This is a genomic window from Sphaerotilus microaerophilus, assembly GCF_023734135.1.
Classification (GTDB): Bacteria; Pseudomonadota; Gammaproteobacteria; order Burkholderiales; family Burkholderiaceae_C; genus Sphaerotilus; species Sphaerotilus microaerophilus.
The window spans coordinates 551,653-571,932 of the sequence record NZ_AP025730.1; the positions used below are offsets into that span (position 1 = coordinate 551,653).

At 71.7% G+C, this 20,280-nt stretch carries 21 protein-coding genes and 1 riboswitch; of the genes, 9 read left to right on the forward strand and 12 right to left on the reverse strand.

Annotated elements, in window-relative coordinates; genetic code table 11:
* Complete coding sequence (locus NGK70_RS02525; RefSeq protein ID WP_251971813.1) at window positions 1-1,125, reverse strand: M48 family metallopeptidase; 1,125 nt, start codon at window positions 1,123-1,125, stop codon at window positions 1-3.
* Between the two features lie 99 nt (window positions 1,126-1,224).
* Between NGK70_RS02525 and NGK70_RS02530 the strand changes: the two genes are divergently transcribed.
* The 3 genes from NGK70_RS02530 (at window position 1,225) to NGK70_RS02540 (ending at window position 4,979) form a co-directional block, all read left to right on the forward strand.
* Window positions 1,225-2,115, forward strand: a complete 891-nt coding sequence (locus tag NGK70_RS02530; RefSeq protein WP_251971814.1) for a fused MFS/spermidine synthase — start codon at window positions 1,225-1,227, stop codon at window positions 2,113-2,115.
* A gap of 115 nt (window positions 2,116-2,230) precedes the next feature.
* Window positions 2,231-3,289: an SPFH domain-containing protein gene (locus NGK70_RS02535; protein ID WP_251971815.1), complete on the forward strand. Its 1,059-nt coding sequence runs from the start codon at window positions 2,231-2,233 to the stop codon at window positions 3,287-3,289.
* A 22-nt stretch (window positions 3,290-3,311) separates the two neighbouring features.
* The gene (locus tag NGK70_RS02540) at window positions 3,312-4,979 is read left to right on the forward strand and encodes a DUF4178 domain-containing protein (protein WP_251971816.1); all 1,668 of its coding nucleotides are present in this window, start codon (window positions 3,312-3,314) and stop codon (window positions 4,977-4,979) included.
* Between the two features lie 33 nt (window positions 4,980-5,012).
* Here NGK70_RS02540 and NGK70_RS02545 read toward each other — a convergent pair whose 3' ends face one another.
* From NGK70_RS02545 to NGK70_RS02560, 4 genes are all read right to left on the reverse strand, one after another.
* Window positions 5,013-5,705, reverse strand: a complete 693-nt coding sequence (locus NGK70_RS02545) for a glutathione S-transferase family protein (protein WP_251971817.1) — start codon at window positions 5,703-5,705, stop codon at window positions 5,013-5,015.
* Window positions 5,706-5,860: 155 nt separating this feature from the next.
* Complete coding sequence (locus NGK70_RS02550; RefSeq protein ID WP_256490830.1) at window positions 5,861-6,277, reverse strand: PIN domain-containing protein; 417 nt, start codon at window positions 6,275-6,277, stop codon at window positions 5,861-5,863.
* On the reverse strand, window positions 6,261-6,491 hold the full coding sequence (locus NGK70_RS02555) for a MerR family transcriptional regulator (protein ID WP_251971819.1): 231 nt from the start codon (window positions 6,489-6,491) through the stop codon (window positions 6,261-6,263). Before NGK70_RS02555 ends, NGK70_RS02550 begins: the two co-directional genes overlap by 17 nt.
* 67 nt (window positions 6,492-6,558) lie before the next feature.
* Window positions 6,559-7,554 carry a LysR family transcriptional regulator gene (locus tag NGK70_RS02560; RefSeq protein WP_251971820.1) on the reverse strand — a complete coding sequence of 332 codons (996 nt, stop codon included), beginning with the start codon at window positions 7,552-7,554 and terminating at the stop codon, window positions 6,559-6,561.
* A 114-nt stretch (window positions 7,555-7,668) separates the two neighbouring features.
* Here NGK70_RS02560 and NGK70_RS02565 point away from each other — a divergent pair, with 114 nt between their 5' ends.
* From NGK70_RS02565 to NGK70_RS02585, 5 genes are all read left to right on the forward strand, one after another.
* Complete coding sequence (locus NGK70_RS02565; protein WP_251971821.1) at window positions 7,669-8,013, forward strand: DUF2917 domain-containing protein; 345 nt, start codon at window positions 7,669-7,671, stop codon at window positions 8,011-8,013.
* 106 nt (window positions 8,014-8,119) lie between these two features.
* Window positions 8,120-8,335 (forward strand): DUF350 domain-containing protein, encoded by a 216-nt coding sequence (locus tag NGK70_RS02570; RefSeq protein ID WP_251971822.1) that lies wholly within the window; start codon window positions 8,120-8,122, stop codon window positions 8,333-8,335.
* 98 nt (window positions 8,336-8,433) lie between these two features.
* On the forward strand, window positions 8,434-9,132 hold the full coding sequence (locus tag NGK70_RS02575) for a glutathione S-transferase family protein (RefSeq protein WP_251971823.1): 699 nt from the start codon (window positions 8,434-8,436) through the stop codon (window positions 9,130-9,132).
* Between the two features lie 6 nt (window positions 9,133-9,138).
* A complete protein-coding gene (locus tag NGK70_RS02580) occupies window positions 9,139-10,749 on the forward strand; it encodes a polyamine aminopropyltransferase (protein ID WP_428985563.1) in 1,611 nt (536 codons plus the stop codon).
* Entirely contained in the window at window positions 10,746-12,407 is a 1,662-nt protein-coding gene (locus tag NGK70_RS02585; RefSeq protein ID WP_251971824.1) for an FAD-dependent oxidoreductase, read from the forward strand. Before NGK70_RS02580 ends, NGK70_RS02585 begins: the two co-directional genes overlap by 4 nt.
* On the opposite strand, the gene speD is transcribed toward NGK70_RS02585, so the two are convergent.
* The 5 genes from speD to ppk2 all read right to left on the reverse strand — a co-directional run bounded on the left by speD (window position 12,338) and on the right by ppk2 (window position 17,456).
* Complete coding sequence (gene speD, locus NGK70_RS02590) at window positions 12,338-12,745, reverse strand: adenosylmethionine decarboxylase (RefSeq protein ID WP_251971825.1); 408 nt, start codon at window positions 12,743-12,745, stop codon at window positions 12,338-12,340. The two genes, NGK70_RS02585 and speD, sit on opposite strands and share 70 nt — an antisense overlap.
* Before the next feature lie 33 nt (window positions 12,746-12,778).
* Window positions 12,779-13,633, reverse strand: coding sequence for a methylenetetrahydrofolate reductase [NAD(P)H] (metF, locus tag NGK70_RS02595; protein WP_251971826.1), 855 nt, complete (start codon window positions 13,631-13,633; stop codon window positions 12,779-12,781).
* Between the two features lie 44 nt (window positions 13,634-13,677).
* Window positions 13,678-14,484, reverse strand: a complete 807-nt coding sequence (locus NGK70_RS02600) for a TlyA family RNA methyltransferase (RefSeq protein WP_251971827.1) — start codon at window positions 14,482-14,484, stop codon at window positions 13,678-13,680.
* A 22-nt stretch (window positions 14,485-14,506) separates the two neighbouring features.
* Window positions 14,507-15,943: an adenosylhomocysteinase gene (gene ahcY / locus NGK70_RS02605; protein WP_251971828.1), complete on the reverse strand. Its 1,437-nt coding sequence runs from the start codon at window positions 15,941-15,943 to the stop codon at window positions 14,507-14,509.
* 122 nt (window positions 15,944-16,065) lie between these two features.
* Window positions 16,066-16,157, reverse strand: a riboswitch (S-adenosyl-L-homocysteine riboswitch).
* A 114-nt stretch (window positions 16,158-16,271) separates the two neighbouring features.
* Window positions 16,272-17,456: a polyphosphate kinase 2 gene (gene ppk2 / locus NGK70_RS02610; protein WP_251973658.1), complete on the reverse strand. Its 1,185-nt coding sequence runs from the start codon at window positions 17,454-17,456 to the stop codon at window positions 16,272-16,274.
* 168 nt (window positions 17,457-17,624) lie between these two features.
* Between ppk2 and NGK70_RS02615 the strand changes: the two genes are divergently transcribed.
* Window positions 17,625-18,428: an HAD-IIB family hydrolase gene (locus tag NGK70_RS02615; RefSeq protein ID WP_251971829.1), complete on the forward strand. Its 804-nt coding sequence runs from the start codon at window positions 17,625-17,627 to the stop codon at window positions 18,426-18,428.
* On the opposite strand, the gene NGK70_RS02620 is transcribed toward NGK70_RS02615, so the two are convergent.
* Both NGK70_RS02620 and NGK70_RS02625 read right to left on the reverse strand, forming a co-directional pair.
* On the reverse strand, window positions 18,429-18,860 hold the full coding sequence (locus NGK70_RS02620) for a hypothetical protein (RefSeq protein ID WP_251971830.1): 432 nt from the start codon (window positions 18,858-18,860) through the stop codon (window positions 18,429-18,431).
* A 10-nt stretch (window positions 18,861-18,870) separates the two neighbouring features.
* Complete coding sequence (locus NGK70_RS02625) at window positions 18,871-20,271, reverse strand: hypothetical protein (protein WP_251971831.1); 1,401 nt, start codon at window positions 20,269-20,271, stop codon at window positions 18,871-18,873.
* Window positions 20,272-20,280: the final 9 nt, after the last annotated feature.

The following is a 20,280-nucleotide window of genomic DNA, read 5'->3' on the forward strand; positions in this document are numbered from 1 at the left end:
TCAGGGGGGCGGGTGCGCTGCACTTGCCGCCGCCGCGCGGATGCGCGCCACGCGCTCGGCGTCCGGCGGGTGGCTGGCAAACGCAATGCCCCAGGCGTCCGGCTCCCCCGCGCGCTCGGTCTGGCCCGCTCGCGCGGCCAGGCGCTCGAACAGCGTCAACAGCGCCAGCGGGGAGAGGCCGTTGGCGCGCAGCAGGGCGATCGCGGCGTCGTCCGCCTCGCGCTCGAAGTCGCGTGAGTAGGCCCCCTGGGCGAGCAGCACGGGGGCGCCGGCCAGCACGGAGCCGTAGTCGCCGATCAGCGCGCCGATGGCCAGCGTCACCAGCCCCGTCTGCGTGACCAGCCGCATGCCGTGGCGCTCGCGCACGTGGCCCAGCTCGTGGCCGATGACGCCGAGCAGCGCGTCGTCGGCGCCCTCGAGCAGCTGCACCAGCTCGTCGGTGACCACCACCGTGCCGCCGGGCAGCGCGAAGGCGTTCGGCCCGGGGTGCCGGCCATCGCGGCTGCGGCGCCACTGCAGGTCGTAGGCCAACGGGGTGCCGCTGCGCTGCAGGGCGGCGGCCACGCGGGCTTCGAGCTGGCGGCGGCGCTCCGGCGGCAGGGTGCTGGGGGCGAGCTGCTCGCCGTCCATGCCCTCCAGCGTGGCGCGGCCGATGCGCGCCTCCAGCTCGGTCGGCACCAGCGCCAGCACGCCGCGCGCGGCCAACGGCAGCCCCTGCGCGTAGGCCAGCCAGAGCAGCAGCGCCGCGGCGAGGCCGGCCAGCAGCGCGCCCAGGCCGGCCCAGCGCAGTGCGCGCCAGCCACTGCCGGGGCCGACCTGGCGCTGCCAGGCGTCCCAGGCGGCGCTGTCGGCAGCCCCCGTGGCGCGCAGCCGGGCGCCGTCGGGCAGGACGAGTTCGCGCAGGTGGCCCCGCCGCGCAGCCTGGTCCGGCCAGCGCAGGCCGCGCAGCGCCACGCTGCGGTCGGCCCCTGCGCCCTGGATCAGCAGCTGGCCGTTCAGCGCCAGCACCCGCACCGGCTGGGCGGGGGTGCCGTCGGCCGCGAGGTACTCGGCGCTGACCGTGGGCGGTGGCGTCACGCCGGGCAGCAAGGACGTGGACGAGAACGGTGACGCGGTGGTGCTCATGGGCGCGCAGCCTAGGGCATGCGGCCGCACCCCGCCCGCGGCGGCCCATCCTGGATACTTCGCCGGCCCTTCCTTCTGAACTGTCCCTCCTCGCCGGCCATGTCCCGCTCCCCCTCCCGCAACGCCTGCTGCAACGCCGCCCGCGCCGAACGGCAGGGCTTCGTGCCCGACGACGATCCCGCCTCCGATCCGGATGCGCCCGTGCGCCCCTACGTGCATCGCACGCGCAACACGCTGGCGCTGCACTTCTCGATCCACGAGGTGCAGAGCTTCATGCGCAGCGACGCGCCCGACGCGCTGGCGCTGGCCTACACCCGGCTGATGATGGGCTTCCTGCTCTGGGCACCGCAGCCGGCGCGCATCGGCATGGTCGGCCTGGGTGGCGGCTCGCTGGTCAAGTTCTGCCACCGCCACTTGCCGGCCAGCCGCATCGAGGTGGTGGAGATCAACCCGCACGTGCTGGCGCTGCGCGACGAGTTCGAGATCCCGCCCGATGACGCCCGCCTGGCCATCGTCGAGGGCGACGGCGCCCGCTGGGTGCGCGAGCGGCCCGAAGCTTTCGACGTGCTGGTGGTGGACGGCTACGACCACAGCGGCCTGCCCTCGGCACTCGCGACGCAGCGCTTCTACGACGACTGCTGCGCCGCGCTGGCGCCGCAGGGCCTGCTGGTGGCCAACCTCTTTCGCGGCCACCCGCAGCACGCCATCCACCTCGACCGGCTGCGGCGCAGCTTCGATGACGCGGTGCTGGAGGTCAAGGACGCCGAGGCCGGTGAGCTGGACGAGGAGGGCGGCGGCGCCAACAGCGCCGTCTTCGCTGCCCGGGGCGAGTTGCTGCACCGGCCACCGACCACCGAACCCCCGCCCGGGATGAGCGAGCCGGCCTGGGCCAGCCTGGCGCCGGAGCTGGCGGCCGTGCGCCAGGCCCATGCCCAGCCGGGGCTGCACCGCGGCGGCTCGACCCGGGTGCGCCGCCAGCGCCGCGGTTGACGGGCGCGGGTGACGGCCGTGGCCGGGTGGGCCGTCGCCGGTCCGTGCTTATGATGAGCGGCACGGGCCGTGAAGCCGGCTTTCGTCGGTACCGCCCGATCAGCAAGGAGTCGCCATGGCCCTGATGGATTTCATCAAGAAACAGTTCATCGATGTCCTCGAGTGGACCGAGTCCGGTGACGGCGTGGTGGCCTGGCGCTACCCGATGGCCGACAACGAGATCCAGAACGGGGCGTCGCTCACGGTGCGCGAGTCGCAGCTGGCCGTCTTCGTCAACGAGGGCCAGGTGGCCGACGTGTTCCGCCCCGGGCGCTACACGCTCACCACGCAGACCCTGCCGCTGCTGACCAACCTGAAGAACTGGGACAAGCTCTTCGCCTCGCCCTTCAAGAGCGACCTCTACTTCTTCAGCACCCGCGCGCAGATCGACCAGCGCTGGGGCACCCAGCAGCCGGTGACCATCCGCGACCGGGACTTCGGCGCCGTGCGGGTGCGCGCCTTCGGCAACTACAGCTGGCACCTGGTCGACCCGCGCAAGTTCATCGCCGCGATCTCCGGCACGCGCGACACCTACACCGCCGCCGAACTGGACGGCCAGCTGCGCGGCTTCCTGCTGCAGCACATCTCGGACGCGGTGGCGCAGTCCGGCATCCCCTTCCTCGACCTGGCGGCCAACCAGATCGAGTTCGCGGTGCAGATCAAGCAAGCCGTGGCGCCGGAGTTCGACGCCATCGGCCTGGCGCTCGACAGCGTGACGCTGCAGAACGTCTCGCTGCCCGACGAGCTGCAGAAGGTGCTCGACCAGAAGATCGGCATGGGCATGGTCGGCGGCGACATGGGCAAGTTCATGCAGTACCAGACCGCGCAGGCGATCCCGAAGTTCGCGGAGGGCGCGGCGGCGGGTGGCGCCGGTTCCGGCATCGCGGGGGACGCGATGGGCCTGGGCGCCGGCGTGGCGCTGGGCCAGGTGCTGGCGCAGAACCTCCAGCAGGGCCTGCAGGGTGCCGCCGGCGCCGCTTCTGCAGCTGCCGCCCCGGTGGCCGCGGCGGTCGGCATCCGTCCCGAGGAAATCATGGCGACGCTGGAGAAGCTCGCCGAACTGAAGGCCAAGGGCATCCTGACCGAGGACGAGTTCAGCGCCAAGAAGGCGGAGTTGCTGAAGAAGCTGGTCTGAACGGATCGGGTCGAGTTCGATCTTGGCTGAAGCCCCGCCCCCGCCGGCCCAGCGCGCCTGGCGTGCCGCCTGCCCCAACTGCGGTGCGCCGGTGGACTTCCGCTCGGCCGCCTCGGCCAGCGCGGTGTGCTCGTACTGCCGCAGCACGCTGCTGCGCGAGGGCGAGGCGCTGCGGCGCATCGGCGAGTCGGCCGAGCTGTTCGACGACCACTCGCCGCTGCAGCTGGGCGCCAGCGGCCGGTACGCGGGCGAGGCCTTCACGCTGATCGGCCGGCTGGGCCTGGGCTACGCGCAGGGCCGCTGGAACGAGTGGCACGCGCTGTTCGACAACGGCCGCAGCGGCTGGCTCTCGGAGGACAACGGCGCCTACGTGCTGGCCTTCGACGCGCCGCTGCCGGGCGCGGCGCCCGCGGTCGAATCCCTGCGCGTCGGCGGCACGGTGCGCGTGGGCGAGCAGGCCTGGAGTGTCGCGTCGGTGCAGACCGCCACCGTGCAGGCCGCCGAGGGCGAGCTGCCCAAGCCGCCGCGTCCGGGCAAGGCCTTCGTGGTGGCCGACCTGCGCAACGCCCGCGACGAGGTGGCCACGCTGGACTACAGCGATCCGGCCACACCCGCCTGGTCGGTCGGCCGCGCGGTGCGCCTGGCCGAGCTGAAGATGCAGGGCCTGCGCGAGGGCGAGGCCGTCAAGTCCGTGGCCGGGCGCAGCCTGCCCTGCCCGAGCTGCGGTGCCGCGCTGGAGCCCAAGCTGGAGAGCACGCGCTCGATCGTCTGCGGGCAGTGCCGGGCGGTGGTCGATCTGGCGGGTGGGGCCTTGGGCGGTGCCGGGGCTGAGCTGGCCCAGGACCTGGCTCACTACGCCCAAGAGACCGGCGCACAAGCCGGCATGGAGCCGCTGCTGCCATTGGGTCGCACGGGCCGGATCGCGCTGGGCAGCGCCGAGGCGCTGCCCTGGCAGGTGGTGGGCTACCTGGAACGCTGCGACCTGCCGGCAACCGGTGGCAATGACGGCGACGACGACGAGCAGACCTTCTGGCGCGAGTACCTGCTGTACCACCGCACGGAGGGCTTCGCCTTCCTGGTCGACGCCGAGGACGGCTGGAGCTGGGTGCGCCCGCTCACCGGCGCGCCGCAGGTCAGCGGCCAGACGGCCACCTGGGCCGATGAGCGCTACCGCCAGCGCTGGAGCTACGACGCCCGCACCACCTACGTGCTGGGCGAGTTCTACTGGCAGGTGCGGCGCGACGAGCGCGCTCACGTCACCGACTACGACGGCCTGGGCGCCGCCAGCCGCAAGCGCCTGGGCCGCGAGCAGACCATCGCGGCCGGCGGCGGCGAGGTCACCTGGTCGGGCGGCGAGACGCTGGAGGCCAGCGCCGTGGCGGACGCCTTCGGCATCGCGCCGTCCCAGCGCGCCGCCCTGCAGCGCGACGCGGCGCCCACTGCACTCGGGGCCAGTGCCGTCGGCAAGGCGCCGCTGGTGCAGCGGGTGATGATTTTCATCGTGCTGGCGCTGGTCGTGATCGCCGTGCTGTCGATGTGCAGCAGCAACGACTGCGACCAAGTGGCGCAGACCTTTGGCGCCCAGAGTGCCGAGTACCAGCAGTGCCTGCGCAACCGCGGCAGCAGTGGCATGCGCACCGGTGGCGGCAGTTGGGGCGGCTACAGCAGCGGCGGGGGCGGCCACAAGTGATGTTGCCGCCGCCCGGCGCGCGGTTCACTGCGCTCAACGCTGCGTGCGGTAAGGCTCCTCGAAGGCGATGAAGTCCTGCTCGGCCAGCGCATCCGCTACCCAGGCCGTCACGCCCGGCGCAGCCCAGACCGCATCGGCCCAGGCCTGCACCGCCGGCGGTACCGGCAGCGCGTAGCTGCGCAGCCGCGCCACCACCGGCGCGAAGTAGGCGTCCACGATGCCGAAGGTGCCGAACAGGAAGGGGCCGGCGCCCGGCGCCCGGGCCGCGAGCGCCTCGCTCCACAGCTCCACCAGCCGGTCCAGGTCGGCCCGCACGCCGGGCTGCTCGGCCAGCACCTTCGCGCCGACCTCCGGCAGGCTGGCCTCGATGTTCATGCCGCAGTGGCTGCGCAGCGCGCCAAAGCCCGAGTGCATCTCCGCGCAGTAGCTGCGGGCGCGGGCGCGCTGCTTCGGGTCGGTGGGCCACAGCGGCAGGGCGGGGAACTTCTCCGCCAGGTACTCGGCGATCGCCAGCGTGTCCCAGACGACGAAGCCGTCATCGTCCACCAGCACCGGCACCTTGCCGGCCCGGGCGATGCCCGTCAACCGGGTCTTGAACTGCGAGTCGGCGCTGAAGGAGTCGAAGCGCAGCTTCACCTCCTCGAAGGGCAGGCCGAACTGGCGCAGCAGCACCCACGGGCGCATGGACCAGGACGAGTAGTTCTTGTTGCCGATGTAGAGCTTCATGGCGCGGTCTCCGGGGCGGAAGTGGCAGATTCAGTCAGGCGCCGATCCTAGGCCGGGGCGGCCGGCCGATGGGTGACGTTGCGGCATGGGCTTGATGCGCGTGGTGCATGGGTCAGCGAGGTGCCGACGTGTGCACCCTGACGCGTCCCCGGCCTTCAAGCGAACGGATTCACCACCCGCACCCCACCGAGACTGGTGCCTGTCTGGAAATCCTCGCTCAGCAGCACTTCGCAGCCGCTGACCACCGCAGCCTGGGCGATCAGGGCGTCGTAGAAGGAGACGCCGCGCAGTACGTGCAGGTCGAGCGCGGCCTCGATCAGGGCCGGGCTGGCCGGCACCACGTCGAAGCGGCTGTAGACCGCCAGCCGCTCGCGGATCAGCGGCGCGGGCAGGCGCAGCTTGCGCAGCGCGACGTTGACGAACTCCTGCAGCACCTGGGTGGACACGACGCCGGTGCCGGCCTCCCGGTGCGCCAGGATCAGGTCCAGCGCCTGGCGCTGGCGGGCCGGTTCGTCGCCGGCATCGGCATAGACCAGCACGTTGGTGTCGATGACGCTACGCGCCCCGTTGATTGGCCTCGTCTCTGTCGAAGCGCCAACCGGCCAGGCGGCCCGGGGAGTTCAGGGCGGATTGCTCGAGCTCTTGCAGCTCTGCGGCCGGTTGCTGGCGCTCGTTGAATGGCGCCTGATCGTCGCGAACGGTTTCAGGAGGGCGCTTGCCCATCGACTGTGGCGGGCGGGGGGGCGACCCGGCAAGACGGTCATCGACCGACACGGGGGTGTTCATGGCGGATCCACGGAACAGATGCAGTCATCAGCTTACGCGCGGTCTGGCGCAGGCAACGGAGGCCCGCTCAATCCGCATCCACCAGCGTCTCCGCGTCCGGCCCGTCGCCAATCGCCAGGCGGGTGGCTTCGGCCTGGGCGATGACCCAGCGGGTGAAGGCGACCACCTCGGGGCGGGCTTCGCCGGCCGAGCCGCCCAGGGGCACCAGCCAGTAGCACATCTGGGCCCATTGGCGCTGGCCGGGGCCGAAGGGTTCGACCAGGTCGCCGCGCGCCAGCGCATCGGCCACCAGCGCCAGCCGCGCGAGTGCCACGCCCTGGCCGGCCAGCGCGGCCTGGATCTGCTGGTGGGTGTAGTTCATGCTCATGCGCCGGCGCGGCTGCAGGCGCTCCAGCCCGCGCGGAGTGAGCCAGGCCGCCCAGGCCTGGTCGGTGGCGATCTGGCTGCCGTCGTCCATCTCCAGCAGCGTGTGGCCGGTCAGGTCGGCCGGTTCGCGCAGCGGCGGTGCATCGCCGCGGGCGATGGACTCGGCCAGCGCGGCGCCGATCACCGGTGTCAGCACGTCGCCGAACAGGCGGATCGCATCGGCCGGGGCGCGCTCGGGGCGGCAGCCGCGCAGGGCGAGGTCCAGCTCCTCGTCATCACTCTCGATCAGGCGGTCGCTGGCCGAGAGGCGGATGTCTACGCCCGGGTGCGCGCGCTCGAAATCGGCCAGCCGCGGCATCAGCCAGAGCGTGGCGAAGGAGGCGAAGGTGGTGACGCTGACCATCGCCCGGCTGCGCGACAGGCGGATCTGCCGCACGGCGCTGTCCAGCCGCACCAGCGAGGGCTCCACCGCGCGCAGCAGCGTGCGGCCGGCCTGGGTCAGCTCGACCTTGCGGGTGCCGCGCTGGAAGAGCTGGGCGCCCAGCTCCTCCTCCAGCGACTTGATCTGCCGGCTCACGGCGGGCTGCGTCAGGTGCAACTCCTCGGCCGCGGCGGAAAAGCTCAGCAGGCGCGCGACGGCTTCGAAGCTGCGCAGGAAGTCGAGCGACAGGGGGCGCTGGGAGAGTCTTTGGTTCATGTCGTGGCGTCATCAATCCGGTGCAGCGATCTCATTGGACCGCGTGGGTGTTTCCCAGGAGGATGCAGGCACGGGAAAGCCCCTGTCGTGGCACCCGAACCCAGGAGATTGATGATGATCGAGCATGTGACCGATGTCCAGGTGCTGCGCCCGGCGCGCGCCATGCTGTTGACCGTGCGCGAGGGGCAGGTCTGGCTGACCCGCGCGGGCGACGCCGAGGACCATGTGCTGGCCGCCGGCGAGCGGCTGGCCGTGGCGGCCGGCGAGCCTCTCTACGTGGAGCCCTGGCGGCGTGGCGAGGCGGTGCGGCTGTCCTGGCAGGCGCTGCCGGCTGCCACACCGGTGGCCCTGCCTGTGCTTCGCACCGCGATGGCGCAGGGCCTGCGCCGCGTGGCCGACGGCCTGCGTGATGCAGCCCGCCGGGTGGATGTGCCGCCGCCGGCCTGCCCGGCCGCCTGAACCAGGCTGAACCCGGCTGAACCGGCGGACGTGCCGCGGGCGGTGCGGCGGCCGCGCCCGCGCCCATAATCCGGGCGCTGGTCAGACCTGCCTACCGGAGCCCGCCATGGAGATGCTCAAACCCGCCGTGATCCTCGCCTCCGTGCTCTACGCCGTGATCGGCGTGATGGTGCTGTGGGTCAGCTTCGTGGTGATCGACAAGCTCACGCCCTACAAGCTGTGGGAGGAGATCGTCGAGAAGAAGAACCTGGCGCTGGCGGTGGTGGTGGGTGCGATGTTCATCGCCATCGGCCAGATCGTGGCGGCGGCGATCCACGGTTGACCGTGCGGGTGACGTGGTTCGCACCTCTGCACCTCTGGTGCTGGCGTGACGGAATGCACAAAATGGGCTCCTGCCCCCGGGCTTGAGGAGTCGAGGCCATGATCCGTCTGCACCAGTTCGCCCCTGCCTTCGGCCTGCTGAACGCCAGCCCGTTCTGCATGAAGCTGGAGATGTACCTGCGCATGGCCGGGCTGCCCTACGAGGCGGTCAACATCGGCGATGTGCTGAAGGCGCCCAAGCGCAAGCTGCCCTACATCGAGGACGGCGTGCGGGTGGTGGCCGACACGACCTTCATCATCGACTACCTCAAGGCCACCTACGGGGACCCGCTGGACGCCTGGCTGAGCCCGGCGCAGCGCGCGGTGGCGCTGGCCTTCCAGCGCCTGTTCGAGGAGAACCTCTATTGGGCGGTGGTGCACACCCGCTGGGCCGAGGCGGCCGGCTGGGCGAAGACGCGCGAGGCCTTCTTCGCCGCGTTGCCCGCCCCGATGCGCTGGATCCTGCCGCCGCTGGCTCGCCGGGGCATGCTGGCCGAGATGAACGGCCAGGGCATGGGCCGGCACAGCGCCGCGGAGATCCACGCCATCGGCCGCCGGGACGTGGGCGCGGTGGCCGACTTCCTGGCCGACAAGCCCTGCCTGATGGGCGACGAGCCCTGCTCGCTGGATGCGGTGGCCTACGCCTTCCTGGCCAACCTGCTGTGGGCGCCGGTGGATTCGCCGATCCGTGAGGCGGCGCGGGCGCGGCCGAACCTCGAAGCCTATTGCCTGCGCATGAAGGCGCGCTATGACGCCTGAGCATCCTTGAGCGCCCCGCCTGTCCTCTGCGCCCAACCGGCCGAATCGCCCTCCCCTCCCCGCGTCGCTCCCGCCGAACTGGCGCTGCTGGCCTCCGTCTTCCTGATCGCCGCCTGCGGGTTGGTCTACGAGCTGGCGGCTGGCGCACTGGCCAGCTACCTGCTCGGCGACTCGGTGCTGCAGTTTTCCACCGTGATCGGGACCTACCTGTTCGCGATGGGCATCGGCTCCTGGCTGAGCCGCTTCATCGAGCGGCAGCTGATCGCGCACTTCCTGCGCATCGAGCTGCTGGTGGGCCTGATCGGCGGGCTGCTGCCGGCCGCGCTGTTCATCGCGCACAACCTGCTGCCGGCCGGCCATGCGCTCGCCTTCCGGGTGCTGCTCTATGCGCTGGTGCTGGTCGTGGGCGTGCTGGTGGGGCTGGAGATCCCGCTGGTGATGCGCATCCTCAAGCGCCAGTTCAGTGACCGCTACGCGCTGCGCGACCTGGTCTCGCAGGTGCTCACCTTCGACTACCTGGGCGCGCTGGCGGTGGCGCTGGCCTTTCCGCTGCTGCTGGTGCCGCAGCTCGGGCTGGTGCGCACGGGGCTGGCCTTCGGCCTGCTCAACGCGGCGGTGGCGGTGTGGGCGCTGGCGCTGTTCCGGGGCGAGCTGCGCCGCTGGGGCGCCCATGCGCTGGCCTGCGCCGGGGTGGTGGGCGTGCTGCTGGCGGCGCTGGCCGGGGCGGACCGGCTCACGCGCTGGTCCGAGGACCGCTTCTACGGCGAAGGCATCGTCTACCAGGCCAGCAGCGACTACCAGCGCATCGTCGTCACCCGCGGCAGCGCCGGCACGCGGCTCTTCCTGAACGGCAACCTGCAGTTCCACGAGCGCGACGAGTACCGCTACCACGAGGCCCTGGTGCACCCGGCGATGGCCGCGCACGGCGCCCCGAAGCATGTGCTGGTGCTGGGCGGTGGAGACGGGCTGGCGGTGCGCGAGGTGCTGAAGCACCCGAGCGTCGAGCAGGTCACGCTGGTCGAGCTGGACCCGCACATGACGCGCCTGTTCGCCGAGGAGCCCCGGCTGGCGGCGCTCAACGCCGGGGCGCTGCGCTCGCCGAAGCTGCGCATCGTCAACGCCGATGCCTGGACCTGGCTGGAGCAGCAGCGTGATGCCGCGGCGGTGTGGGACGTCATCGTCATCGACTTCCCCGACCCCAGCAACTTCGCGATCGGCAAGCTCTACACCACCAGCTTCTACCAGGTGGTCGACCAGCACCTGGCCGCAGGCGGCTACGCGGTGGTGCAGACCACCTCGCCGCTGCTCGCCCGCCAGAGCTTCTGGACCGTGGTGGCCACGCTGGAGGCGGTGGGCCTGCGCACGGCGCCGTACCACGCACACGTGCCCAGCTTCGGCGAATGGGGCTTCGTGCTGGCCAGCCGCCGGCCGTGGCGTATTCCGACAGCGACACCGGCCGCGCTGCCCGCCGGGTTGCGCTTTCTGACCGTCGAGGGAATGTCGGCGCTGTTCCAGTTCCCGCCCGACATGGCCCGCGTCGCGGCCGAACCGAGCCGCTTGTCGGACCAGCGCCTGGTGCGGGTGTTCGAGCAGGAATGGGGCCGGGTGCACGAATGAGTGCGGGTGCGGGGAGCGGCCCGACCCGCCGGGCCTGGCTCGGGGCGGTGGGCGCTGCCGCGCTCGGCGGCCTGGCCGGCTGCGATCGCGGCGCACCACCGGCGCCGGTGCCGGATTGGGAGCCGGATGGGGCGTCGATCAGCCGCTGGGTAGGTGCCGCCGCCGGGCGCGGCCACCGCCTGCGCCGCAGCGATGCGCTGCCAGCGCCGACGCTGCCCGCCCGCCGGGCCGGCGTGCTGGTGCTGGGCGGCGGCGTGGCCGGGCTGGCAGCGGCGCGCTCGCTGCTGCGGGCGGGCATCGACGATGTGCACCTGCTCGAACTCGAAGACCAGCCCGGCGGCAACGCCCGCGGCCACTCGCTCGGCGGCCGGGCCTGCCCGCTCGGCGCGCACTACCTGCCGGTGCCCGGCGAGTCCGCCCGCGAGGTGCGTGCGCTGCTCGAAGAACTCGGCCTGATGCGCTTCGAACTCGGCCGCTGGGTGGCCGACGAGCGCCACCTCTGCCACAGCCCGCAGGAGCGGCTGTTCCACGACGGCGCCTGGCACGACGGCCTGCTGCCGCCCGCCGCACCAGGCAGCACCCGGCTGGCGCAGTACCGCCGCTTTGGACAACTCGTCACCACCGCCCAGCGCGAACTCGGCTTCAGCCTGCCCAGCCACCGCACCCCCTGGCGGCCCGGCCACGCGGCGCTGGACGCAATCACCTTTGCCAGCTGGCTCGATGCCCAGGGCCTCACCGACCCTGCGCTGCGCTGGTATCTCGACTACAGCTGCCGCGACGACTACGGCGCCGACAGCCGCGCCGTCTCCGCCTGGGCCGGGCTGCACTACTTCGGCAGCCGCCACGGCTTCCACGCGCCCGCCGACGAGGCCGGCGAGCGCGACGGCGTCTTCACCTGGCCCGAGGGCAACGCCTGGCTGACCCGCCGGCTCGCCGCGCCGCTCGGCGCCGGGCGCCTGCACAGCGGCCAGACCGTGCTGCGTGTCGAAGCCGGCCGGCACGAGGTGCAGGCGCTGGTCTGGGACGAAGCCGCCCAGGCCGCCCGCAGATGGGTTGCCCCGCAGGCCGTGCTGGCGCTGCCGCTGCACGTCACGGCGCGGATCTGGGCCGGCGCGCCCGCAGCGCTGACGCAGTCCGCGCGCGACACCCCGCAGGCGCCCTGGCTGGTGGCCAACCTGCTGCTGCGCGAGCCGCTGCTGGAGCGCGTCGGCGCCGAGCCGGCCTGGGACAACGTCGTCTACGGCAGCGCGGGCCTGGGCTACGTCGATGCCGGCCACCAGGGCCTGCGCCCGGACCGCGCCCGCACCCTGCTCACCGCCTACCGCGCCCTGCCCGTCACCGAGCGCGCCGCCCTGCTCGACCGCCCGCCCGCGCACTGGGCGCAGCAGGTGCTCGCCGACCTGGCGCCGGTGCACCCCGATCTGCCCACCAAGCTGACCCAGGTCGACCTGATGCGCTACGGCCACGCCATGGCCATCCCGGCGCCCGGCGTGCGGGGATCGGCCGCGCGGGCCGCGCTGCGCACGCTGGCGGGGCGCATCCAGCTGGCGCACGCCGACCTGGCGGGATATTCGGTGTTCGAGGAGGCCTACACGGCCGGAGTCGATGCCGCCACCGCGCTGCGTGCCCAGCTCCGCCGCTCGACCCGCTCAGGCTGAAAGGTGGCGATCAGCGCGTCCATCACCGCCTTCGCGGCGGCGCTGCAGTCCTGGCCGCGGTTGCAGACGTAGACGTCGAGCGTGACGACGCTCAGCTCCGGCCAGGTGTGCACCGCGAGGTGCGACTCGGCCAGCAGCAGCATGCCGGTGACGCCGGTCTGGCTCTGCCCTGGCGCGGGCGAGAAGCGGTGGAAGAGCTGGCCGACCACGGTCAGGCCGGCAGTGGTGGTGGCCTGCTCGCACAGCGCCTGCAGCGCCGTCGGGTCGGTCAGCAGCGGCAGTTCGGCGGTGCCGCTGGGGCAGCCGTGGAGTTCTGCGCTGAGGTGCAGGCCGTGCATGCCCGGGGTTGTAGCACGCACGGCGGCTGAGGTTCAGCCGGGCAGGCCCAGGCGCCGGCAGATCTCCAGCACCGTGGCGCTGGTGTTCATCGTGTAGAAGTGCAGGCCCGGCACGCCCTGGCTGCGCAGGCGCTCGCACAGGGCGGTGACCACGTCCAGCCCGAAGGCGCGGATGCTGGCGCTGTCGTCGCCAAAGCTCTGCAGGCGCAGGCGCACCCAGCGGGGGACCTCGGCGCCGCAGCCGTCGGCAAAGCGAAGGATGCCGCTGGAGTTGGTGATCGGCATGATGCCGGGCACCACCGGGATGTCCACGCCCAGCGCCCGGCTGTCGTCCACGAAGCGGAAGTAGGCGTCGGCGTTGAAGAAGAACTGCGTGATCGCCGAGTCGGCGCCGGCCTGGGCCTTGGCGGCGTAGGCCTGCAGGTCGGCCTGTGGCGACTTGGCCTGCGGGTGCATCTCCGGGTAGGCGGCCACCTCGATGTGGAAGTGGTCGCCGGTCTCGGCGCGGATGAAGGCCACCAGGTCGCTGGCGTAGCGGAAACTGTCGCCGGCGCCCACCTGGCCGTAGCCGCTGGGCAGGTCACCGCGCAGCGCGACGATGCGGCGCATGCCCATGGCGCGGAACTGCGCCAGGCGTTCGCGCACCGACTCGCGCGTGGCGCCCACGCAGGTGAAGTGCGAGGCGCCCTGGCGGCCTTCGTCGAGGATGGCCTGCACGGCGGTCAGCGTGCCGTCCTGCGTGCTGCCGCCAGCGCCGTAGGTGACCGAGCAGAACTGCGGGTTCAGCGCATACAGCTCCTGGCGGGCGATGGCCAGCTTGGCCGTGCCCTCGGGCGTCTTGGGCGGGAAGAACTCCAGGCTCAGCGGAAAGGAGGGGGAAGAGGTCATGGCAGATCCTGGGGAGGCCGGTCCGACGCGGCCGGTCGATCGGCTCAGGTCGTCGCCTTCTTGGGCGTGGACTTGGCGATCGGCTTGTCGGTGGGCGCGAGGTGGCGGGCCCAGAGGAAGAACTCGGTGTTGCCGTTGCCGCCGGTGATGGGGCTCTGGAAGTAGGCATGCACCTTGATGCCGTGGTCGCGGCAGCACTGGCGCACGCGCGTTTCCACGTCGGTGAACAGCGCCTTGTTGCGCACGATGCCGCCCTTGCCGATCTGCTCGGGCTGCAGCTCGAACTGCGGCTTGACCAGCACCAGCAGGTCGCCGTCGCGCGCCAGGTAGGTGAACAGCGTGGGCAGCACGTGGGTCAGCGAAATGAAGGACACGTCGGCGGTGATGAAGCCGAAGCTGGCCGCAGGCCAGTCCTGCGCGAAGGCCGAGCCGCTCACGTCGCGGGCGTTGATGCCCTCGTAGGCCACCACGCGCTCATCGGCGCGCAGTTTGGCGGCGAGCTGGTCGCGGCCCACGTCCAGGCCCACCACCTTGACCGCACCCTGCTGCAGCAGCAGGTCGGTGAAGCCGCCGGTACTCTGGCCCACGTCGAGGCAGGTGCGCCCCTGCACGGCCAGGCCGCAGTGGGCCAGCGCGCCTTCGAGCTTGAGGCCGCCGCGCGACACGAAGCGCAGCTCCGCGTCGTCGGTGATCTCGACCTGGGCACCCTCGGGCACGTCCTCGCCGGCCTTGGTCGGCACGGTCCAGCCCTTGGGGCCGAGCCAGCGCACGGCACGGCGTTCGATCAGCCGTTGGGCCGCGGAGCGTGTCGGCACCAGGCCCCGTTGGAGGATCAGCTGATCGATGCGCATGGCGTGTCCTGTCTCTCGTTGCTCAGTAGCGGTAGGTGTCGGGCTTGTACGGGCCCTGCACCGGCACGCCGATGTAGGCGGCCTGCTCGTCGGTCAGCGTGGTCAGCTGGGCGTTCAGCGTGGTCAGCTGCAGGCGGGCCACCTTCTCGTCCAGGTGCTTGGGCAGCACGTAGACCTTGCCCACGTCGTAGCCGTCGCAGTGCGCGTACAGCTCGATCTGTGCCAGCGTCTGGTTGGCAAAGCTGGAGCTCATCACGTAGCTGGGGTGGCCGGTGCCGCAACCCAGGTTCACCAGGCGGCCCTTGGCCAGCAGGATGATGCGCTTGCCGTCCTTGAAGATCACGTGGTCGACCTGCGGCTTGATCTCCTCCCACTGGCAGTGCTCTTCCAGCTTCGCGACCTGGATCTCGTTGTCGAAGTGGCCGATGTTGCAGACGATGGCGTTGTTCTTCATCGCCGCCATGTGCTCGTAGGTGATCACGTCGCGGTTGCCGGTGGTGGTCACGAAGATGTCGGCCTTGTCGGCGGCCCAGTCCATCGTCACCACGCGGTAGCCTTCCATCGCGGCCTGCAGGGCGTTGATGGGGTCGATCTCGGTCACCCACACCTGGGCGCTCAGCGCGCGCAGGGCCTGGGCGCTGCCCTTGCCCACGTCGCCATAGCCGGCCACGACGGCGATCTTGCCGGCGATCATCACGTCGGTGGCGCGCTTGATGCCGTCCACCAGCGACTCGCGGCAGCCGTAGAGGTTGTCGAACTTGCTCTTGGTGACGGAGTCGTTGACGTTGATGGCGCGGAACATGAGCTGGCCCTTGGCGCTCATCTCGTTCAGGCGATGCACGCCGGTGGTGGTCTCTTCCGTCACGCCCAGGATCTGGGCGCTCTTGCGGCTGTACCAGCTGCCGTCCACGGCCAGCTTGGCCTTGATGGCGGCAAACAGGATGCGCTCTTCCTCGCTGCCCGGCTTGTCCAGCACCGACAGGTCCTTCTCGGCCTTCTTGCCCAGGTGCATCAGCAGCGTCGCGTCGCCGCCGTCGTCCAGGATCATGTTCGGGCCTTCACCGTCGCTGCCGGCCGGGCCGAAGTCGAAGATGCGGTGGGTGTAGTCCCAGTAGTCCACCAGGGTCTCGCCCTTGTAGGCGAACACCGGGGTGCCGGCGGCCACCAGCGCCGCGGCGGCGTGGTCCTGCGTCGAGAAGATGTTGCAGGAGGCCCAGCGCACCTCGGCGCCCAGGGCCTGCAGCGTCTCGACCAGCACGCCGGTCTGGATGGTCATGTGCAGGGAGCCGGTGATGCGCGCGCCCTTGAGCGGCTGTGTCGCGGCAAATTCGCGGCGGATGGCCATCAGCGCGGGCATCTCGCTCTCGGCGATGTTCAGTTCCTTGCGACCCCAGTCGGCCAGCGACAGATCGGCGACGATGTAATCCTGATCGTTCAGGGGCTTGACCACAGCGTTCATTGCGTAACTCCGGTTGAGTCCGCCGCGCCGGCCGAGTCGAATCAGGGGGAGAGGCTGTGCCCGCCGGACGCAAGCGCCGGCTGGCTGGATGCCACTCACCCTGGGGACTCGCCGGGAGTGCGAGCGGGTGAGCGCCGTTGCCTTGGGGAAGGGTTCCGAGCCTGGGGTCCGAGGGTGAAGCATCACCTCCGGCCTTGCAACGCTCCTCGGAACATGGAAAACAGGGCGCGATTCTAGCCACGCCGCCCCCGGGTTCGGGGGCGTGCGGTAGCCAAGCCCTGGCGGCAGCGTGCAATTCGCCCGCCCGCCGGCCTTCACGCGGGACGGTTCAGCTCGACGGGGTCTGTGCCAGCTGGTCGTCGTAGGCGCTGGACACCAGGGCCGGGCGGCCGACGATGAGCGGATCCACCGAGCCGATGGCCGGCAGGTCCTTCTTGCCATACGGCAGGCGATGCAGCAGGTAGCGCATGGCGTTCAGGCGCGCGCGCTTCTTGCAGTCCGACTTGATCACCGTCCAGGGCGCATCCGAGGTGTCGGTGTGCAGGAACATGGCCTCCTTGGCGCGGGTGTAGTCGTCCCACTTGTCCAGGCTGGCCAAGTCCACCGGGCTGAGCTTCCACTGCTTGAGCGGGTGCAGCTTGCGCTCCTTGAAGCGGCGGCGCTGCTGGTCGCGGCTGACCGAGAACCAGAACTTGAACAGGTGGATGCCCGAGCGAACCAGCTGGCGCTCGAACTCCGGGCACTGGCGCAGGAACTCGTCGTACTCGTGCTCGCTGCAGAAGCCCATCACCCGCTCGACGCCGGCGCGGTTGTACCAGCTGCGGTCGAACATGACGATCTCGCCGCGCGTGGGCAGGTGCTCGATGTAGCGCTGGAAGTACCACTGGCCGCGCTCGACCTCGCTGGGCTTCTCCAGCGCCACCACACGCGCGCCACGCGGGTTGAGGTGCTCCATGAAGCGCTTGATGGTGCCGCCCTTCCCGGCGGCGTCGCGGCCCTCGAACAGGATGACGACGCGCGCGCCGGTCTCCTTCACCCAGGCCTGCAGCTTGAGCAGCTCGACCTGCAGGCGGTACTTCTGGTGCTCGTAGCTGCGCCGCGACAGCAGGTTCTTGTACGGGTAGCCGCCCTCGCGCCAGCCAGGGGCGAGCGCGATGTCCGCGTCGGGGCTGCGGTCGGCATGGCGCGCGACCTGCTGGGCCAGCAGCCGGCGCAGGGCCTTCAGGTCGTCGGGCGAGGCTCCTTCGAGCAGCGGGGTCACGGCGCCGACCAGCTGGGCCGGGTCGTTGGCATGGGCGGCCCCGAGCGCGTCGGACAGGGCCATCTCCTGCACTGCGTGGGCACGCTCCAGGGCGCGTTCGACGCGGTTCTCCTCCAGCGCCGCCGGGGCGAGCGAGGGTGGCGTGTCGCCAGCGGCGACGGTCCTGGCGCGGCGGGGGGCCGACCGGCGGGACGAGGCCTTGGGCTTGGCCGGTGCGGGCGAGGGCGTTGCGGTGGGGTTGTCCTTGGCCATGGTGCGCGGTTGTGACGGCAGGATGAAACCGTCCATGGTGGACCTGCTCCCGGGCGCTGCCCTTGACTGAAGTCAAGCCGCAACCGGGACGCGGCGGCGTCGCGGCTGGTGTCGTCCATGCGTGCGACACTTTCATCAATGCCTGCTCCGCTGTCCGTGCCTGCCGCGATGCCTCGCTTCCAGCCCTGGGCCCATGCCCGCGACGAGGCACTGCGTGGCCTGCGCGGCGTGCTCACCGACATCGACGACACGCTGACCTGCGAAGGGGCGATCGAACCGGCGGCGCTGGCGGCGCTGCACCGCCTGAGCGAGGCGGGCGTGCCGGTGATCGCCACCACCGGCCGCCCGGCCGGCTGGAGCGAGCCCTGTGTGACCGACTGGCCGGTGCGCGCCGTGGTGGCCGAGAACGGCGGCGTGCTGCTGCAGCGCACGCAGGGCGGCGGCGTGCTGCGCGAGTTCACTGTCGAGCCACCCGAGCGTGCGGCGCGCTGGCAGCGCCTGCAGGCCTGCGCCGCCGAGATCCTGGCCACGGTCCCGGGTGCCACCCTGGCCACCGACAGCCCCGGGCGCCTGACCGACATCGCGGTCGACCACAGCGAACACGCCGGCCTCGACGCGGCTGGCATTGCCGCCACGCTGGCCTGCATGCGCCGCCACGGGCTGACCGCGACGGTGAGCTCCATCCACGTCAACGGCTGGATCGGCGAGCACAGCAAGTGGAGTGGCGCGCACTGGGCGGTGCAGCGCGCCCTGGGCCGGGGCTTCGATGCCACCGAGTGGCTCTACGTGGGCGATTCGACCAATGACCAGCTGATGTTCGAGCGCGTGGGCGCCAGTGTCGGCGTGGCCAACATCGCGCGCTTCGTACCGCAGCTCGCGGTGCTGCCCGCCTGGGTCACCGCGGCCGAGCGGGGCCGCGGGTTTGCCGAGGTGGCCGAGCGGCTGCTGGCTGTGCGCGCCAGCCCGCGGTGATCAGCGCCGCAGCAGCACGTGCAGGCCCGGCTTGAGGTCCGCCGCGTCGATGTAGCCGATGGCGCCGGGCGTGTGCTGCACGTGGGCGATGACCTCGGCGCTGCTGGACAGCTCGCGCGGCGGGGCGCCCTTGCCGATGTAGCGGCGCACGGTCCAGTAGGCGATGAAGTCCTCGTCGCTCTGCAGCAGCACCGCGCTGGCGAAGCGGCGGCGCAGCGGCTGCCCGGCGGCCAGTTGCACCGGGCGCAGCGGCTGGCCGTCGAGTTCGACCATGCGCCCGCCGTAGATGCGCTTGATGGCTTCGGCGTCCACGCCGCGCAGCGGGGCATGGGCGATCACCACCACGCCCTCGTCGGCGCGTGCGGGCAAAGTGACCAGGGAGGCGGCGGCGCAGAGGCTGCCGGCCAGGGCGAGGAAGGCTCGTCGTTGCATGGCGGCCTCCTCAGAAGGTGAAGCTGTAGTTCACCGACAGCACGTCCACGCTGCGGGTCTGGAACAGCTTTTCGCCAGGGAGCAGATCGAACATTGACGACACCTTGGCGCGGGTGTGCAGCCATTCCGCCTTGACTCTCTGCGTCGGCGTCAGGGCATGGGCCATGCCGAGTGCCCAGGAGCGCTGGTCGTAGACCGGGACCGAATCGGCCGATGCGCGCATCGAGGCGTTCAGCAGGTCACCGCCTGGCACGTAGGCGGGCACGGTGGTTTCGTCGAGCTGGCGGGCCCATTCGCGCGAGCGGGGGCTGGAAAACAGCCGCGCGAAGGTCAGGTACGGGGACCAGTGGCCCAGCTCGCGGGTGAGCGTCAGGTAACCGGTCTGTGCGTCGATGCTGCGTTCGGTCTTGCGCTGGCGGATTCGCCCGTACTCGCCGGTCAGGTGCCAGCCCGCGGCCGGACTGGCCTCAAAGCCCAGGGACAGGAAGTCGTTGTCGATCGAGCGCGCCATCTCCACGCCGGGGCCGGGCAGTTCGTTGCTGGTCTGCCAGTAGCCGAAGCCGGGCCCCAGCGGGGCCCAGGTCGGCCGCACGGGCAGCTGGGCATTGCCGCGCGGGGACACCTCGACGCGATGCAGGCCGAGGCGGACCTTGGAGGCGGCCTCGCTCCAGGTGACCACGAGCCCCTGGGCCACGGTGGTCACGTCCCAGACCATCGCGCCCGAGGGCAACGGACCGGCACCGTCGCGCAGCCAGACGCGTTTGGCCTGGGAGGCGCGGCCCTTGTAGACGTCGACACTGAAATCGCTGTCGTCGATGCTCCAGCTGTGGGTCAGATGGGCACCGGTGAAGTCGGTGGTCGGCACGATGTTGTGCAACTCGGCCGGCAGCCGCGCTTCGTTGTAGGTGGCGCCAACGTCCATGTGCTCGGAGCGCAGGTAGAAGGGCACGCGCAGCTTGCCAGCGCGCAGCAGCCAGTCGTTGTCCGGCCGCCAGGCGACGAAGGCCCAGGTGCTGCGCAGGTCCCAGGCGTTGTCCTGCCGCTCCGAGGGAGCGAGCTTGAGCTGCGCCGTGGCGGACCACTCGGGGCTCAGCTGGGCGTCCAGCTGGGCGCCCAGCAGGCTGTCGCGCTCGAAGCCGCCCTGCCGGTCGATGAAGCGCTGGTAGCCCCAGCGCCGGTTCGACTGCGCCCAGCCCAGGGTGCCGAAGCCGGACCAGGCGAGTGTGGGGCCGTCGGGCGAGGCGGCCTCGTCGACGGGCGCCTCGCTCCCGGCGGAGGCGGTGGCCGCCGCAGGTGTCGATGAGGGTGTCGATGGGCTTGTCGATGAAGGGTTCTGCGCCTGTGCCGTGGCGGCCAGGCCGAGCCAGGCCAGCGCGGCGGCGAGGAGGGTGAGCGTGGTGGGCGTTCTCATCGTGCGGAG

What these genes read in the sequence shown, in the direction of transcription:
- ahcY (WP_251971828.1), bottom strand. Translation starts at nt 15,943, where the DNA reads ATGAACGCTGTGGTCAAGCCCCTGAACGATCAGGATTACATCGTCGCC.
- NGK70_RS02530 (WP_251971814.1), top strand. Translation starts at nt 1,225, where the DNA reads ATGTCCCGCTCCCCCTCCCGCAACGCCTGCTGCAACGCCGCCCGCGCC.
- NGK70_RS02575 (WP_251971823.1), top strand. Translation starts at nt 8,434, where the DNA reads ATGATCCGTCTGCACCAGTTCGCCCCTGCCTTCGGCCTGCTGAACGCC.
- speD (WP_251971825.1), bottom strand. Translation starts at nt 12,745, where the DNA reads ATGCACGGCCTGCACCTCAGCGCAGAACTCCACGGCTGCCCCAGCGGC.
- ppk2 (WP_251973658.1), bottom strand. Translation starts at nt 17,456, where the DNA reads ATGGCCAAGGACAACCCCACCGCAACGCCCTCGCCCGCACCGGCCAAG.
- NGK70_RS02555 (WP_251971819.1), bottom strand. Translation starts at nt 6,491, where the DNA reads ATGAACACCCCCGTGTCGGTCGATGACCGTCTTGCCGGGTCGCCCCCC.
- NGK70_RS02570 (WP_251971822.1), top strand. Translation starts at nt 8,120, where the DNA reads ATGGAGATGCTCAAACCCGCCGTGATCCTCGCCTCCGTGCTCTACGCC.
- NGK70_RS02560 (WP_251971820.1), bottom strand. Translation starts at nt 7,554, where the DNA reads ATGAACCAAAGACTCTCCCAGCGCCCCCTGTCGCTCGACTTCCTGCGC.
- NGK70_RS02615 (WP_251971829.1), top strand. Translation starts at nt 17,625, where the DNA reads ATGCCTCGCTTCCAGCCCTGGGCCCATGCCCGCGACGAGGCACTGCGT.
- NGK70_RS02585 (WP_251971824.1), top strand. Translation starts at nt 10,746, where the DNA reads ATGAGTGCGGGTGCGGGGAGCGGCCCGACCCGCCGGGCCTGGCTCGGG.
- NGK70_RS02545 (WP_251971817.1), bottom strand. Translation starts at nt 5,705, where the DNA reads ATGAAGCTCTACATCGGCAACAAGAACTACTCGTCCTGGTCCATGCGC.
- NGK70_RS02620 (WP_251971830.1), bottom strand. Translation starts at nt 18,860, where the DNA reads ATGCAACGACGAGCCTTCCTCGCCCTGGCCGGCAGCCTCTGCGCCGCC.
- NGK70_RS02535 (WP_251971815.1), top strand. Translation starts at nt 2,231, where the DNA reads ATGGCCCTGATGGATTTCATCAAGAAACAGTTCATCGATGTCCTCGAG.
- NGK70_RS02625 (WP_251971831.1), bottom strand. Translation starts at nt 20,271, where the DNA reads ATGAGAACGCCCACCACGCTCACCCTCCTCGCCGCCGCGCTGGCCTGG.
- metF (WP_251971826.1), bottom strand. Translation starts at nt 13,633, where the DNA reads ATGACCTCTTCCCCCTCCTTTCCGCTGAGCCTGGAGTTCTTCCCGCCC.
- NGK70_RS02525 (WP_251971813.1), bottom strand. Translation starts at nt 1,125, where the DNA reads ATGAGCACCACCGCGTCACCGTTCTCGTCCACGTCCTTGCTGCCCGGC.
- NGK70_RS02565 (WP_251971821.1), top strand. Translation starts at nt 7,669, where the DNA reads ATGATCGAGCATGTGACCGATGTCCAGGTGCTGCGCCCGGCGCGCGCC.
- NGK70_RS02600 (WP_251971827.1), bottom strand. Translation starts at nt 14,484, where the DNA reads ATGCGCATCGATCAGCTGATCCTCCAACGGGGCCTGGTGCCGACACGC.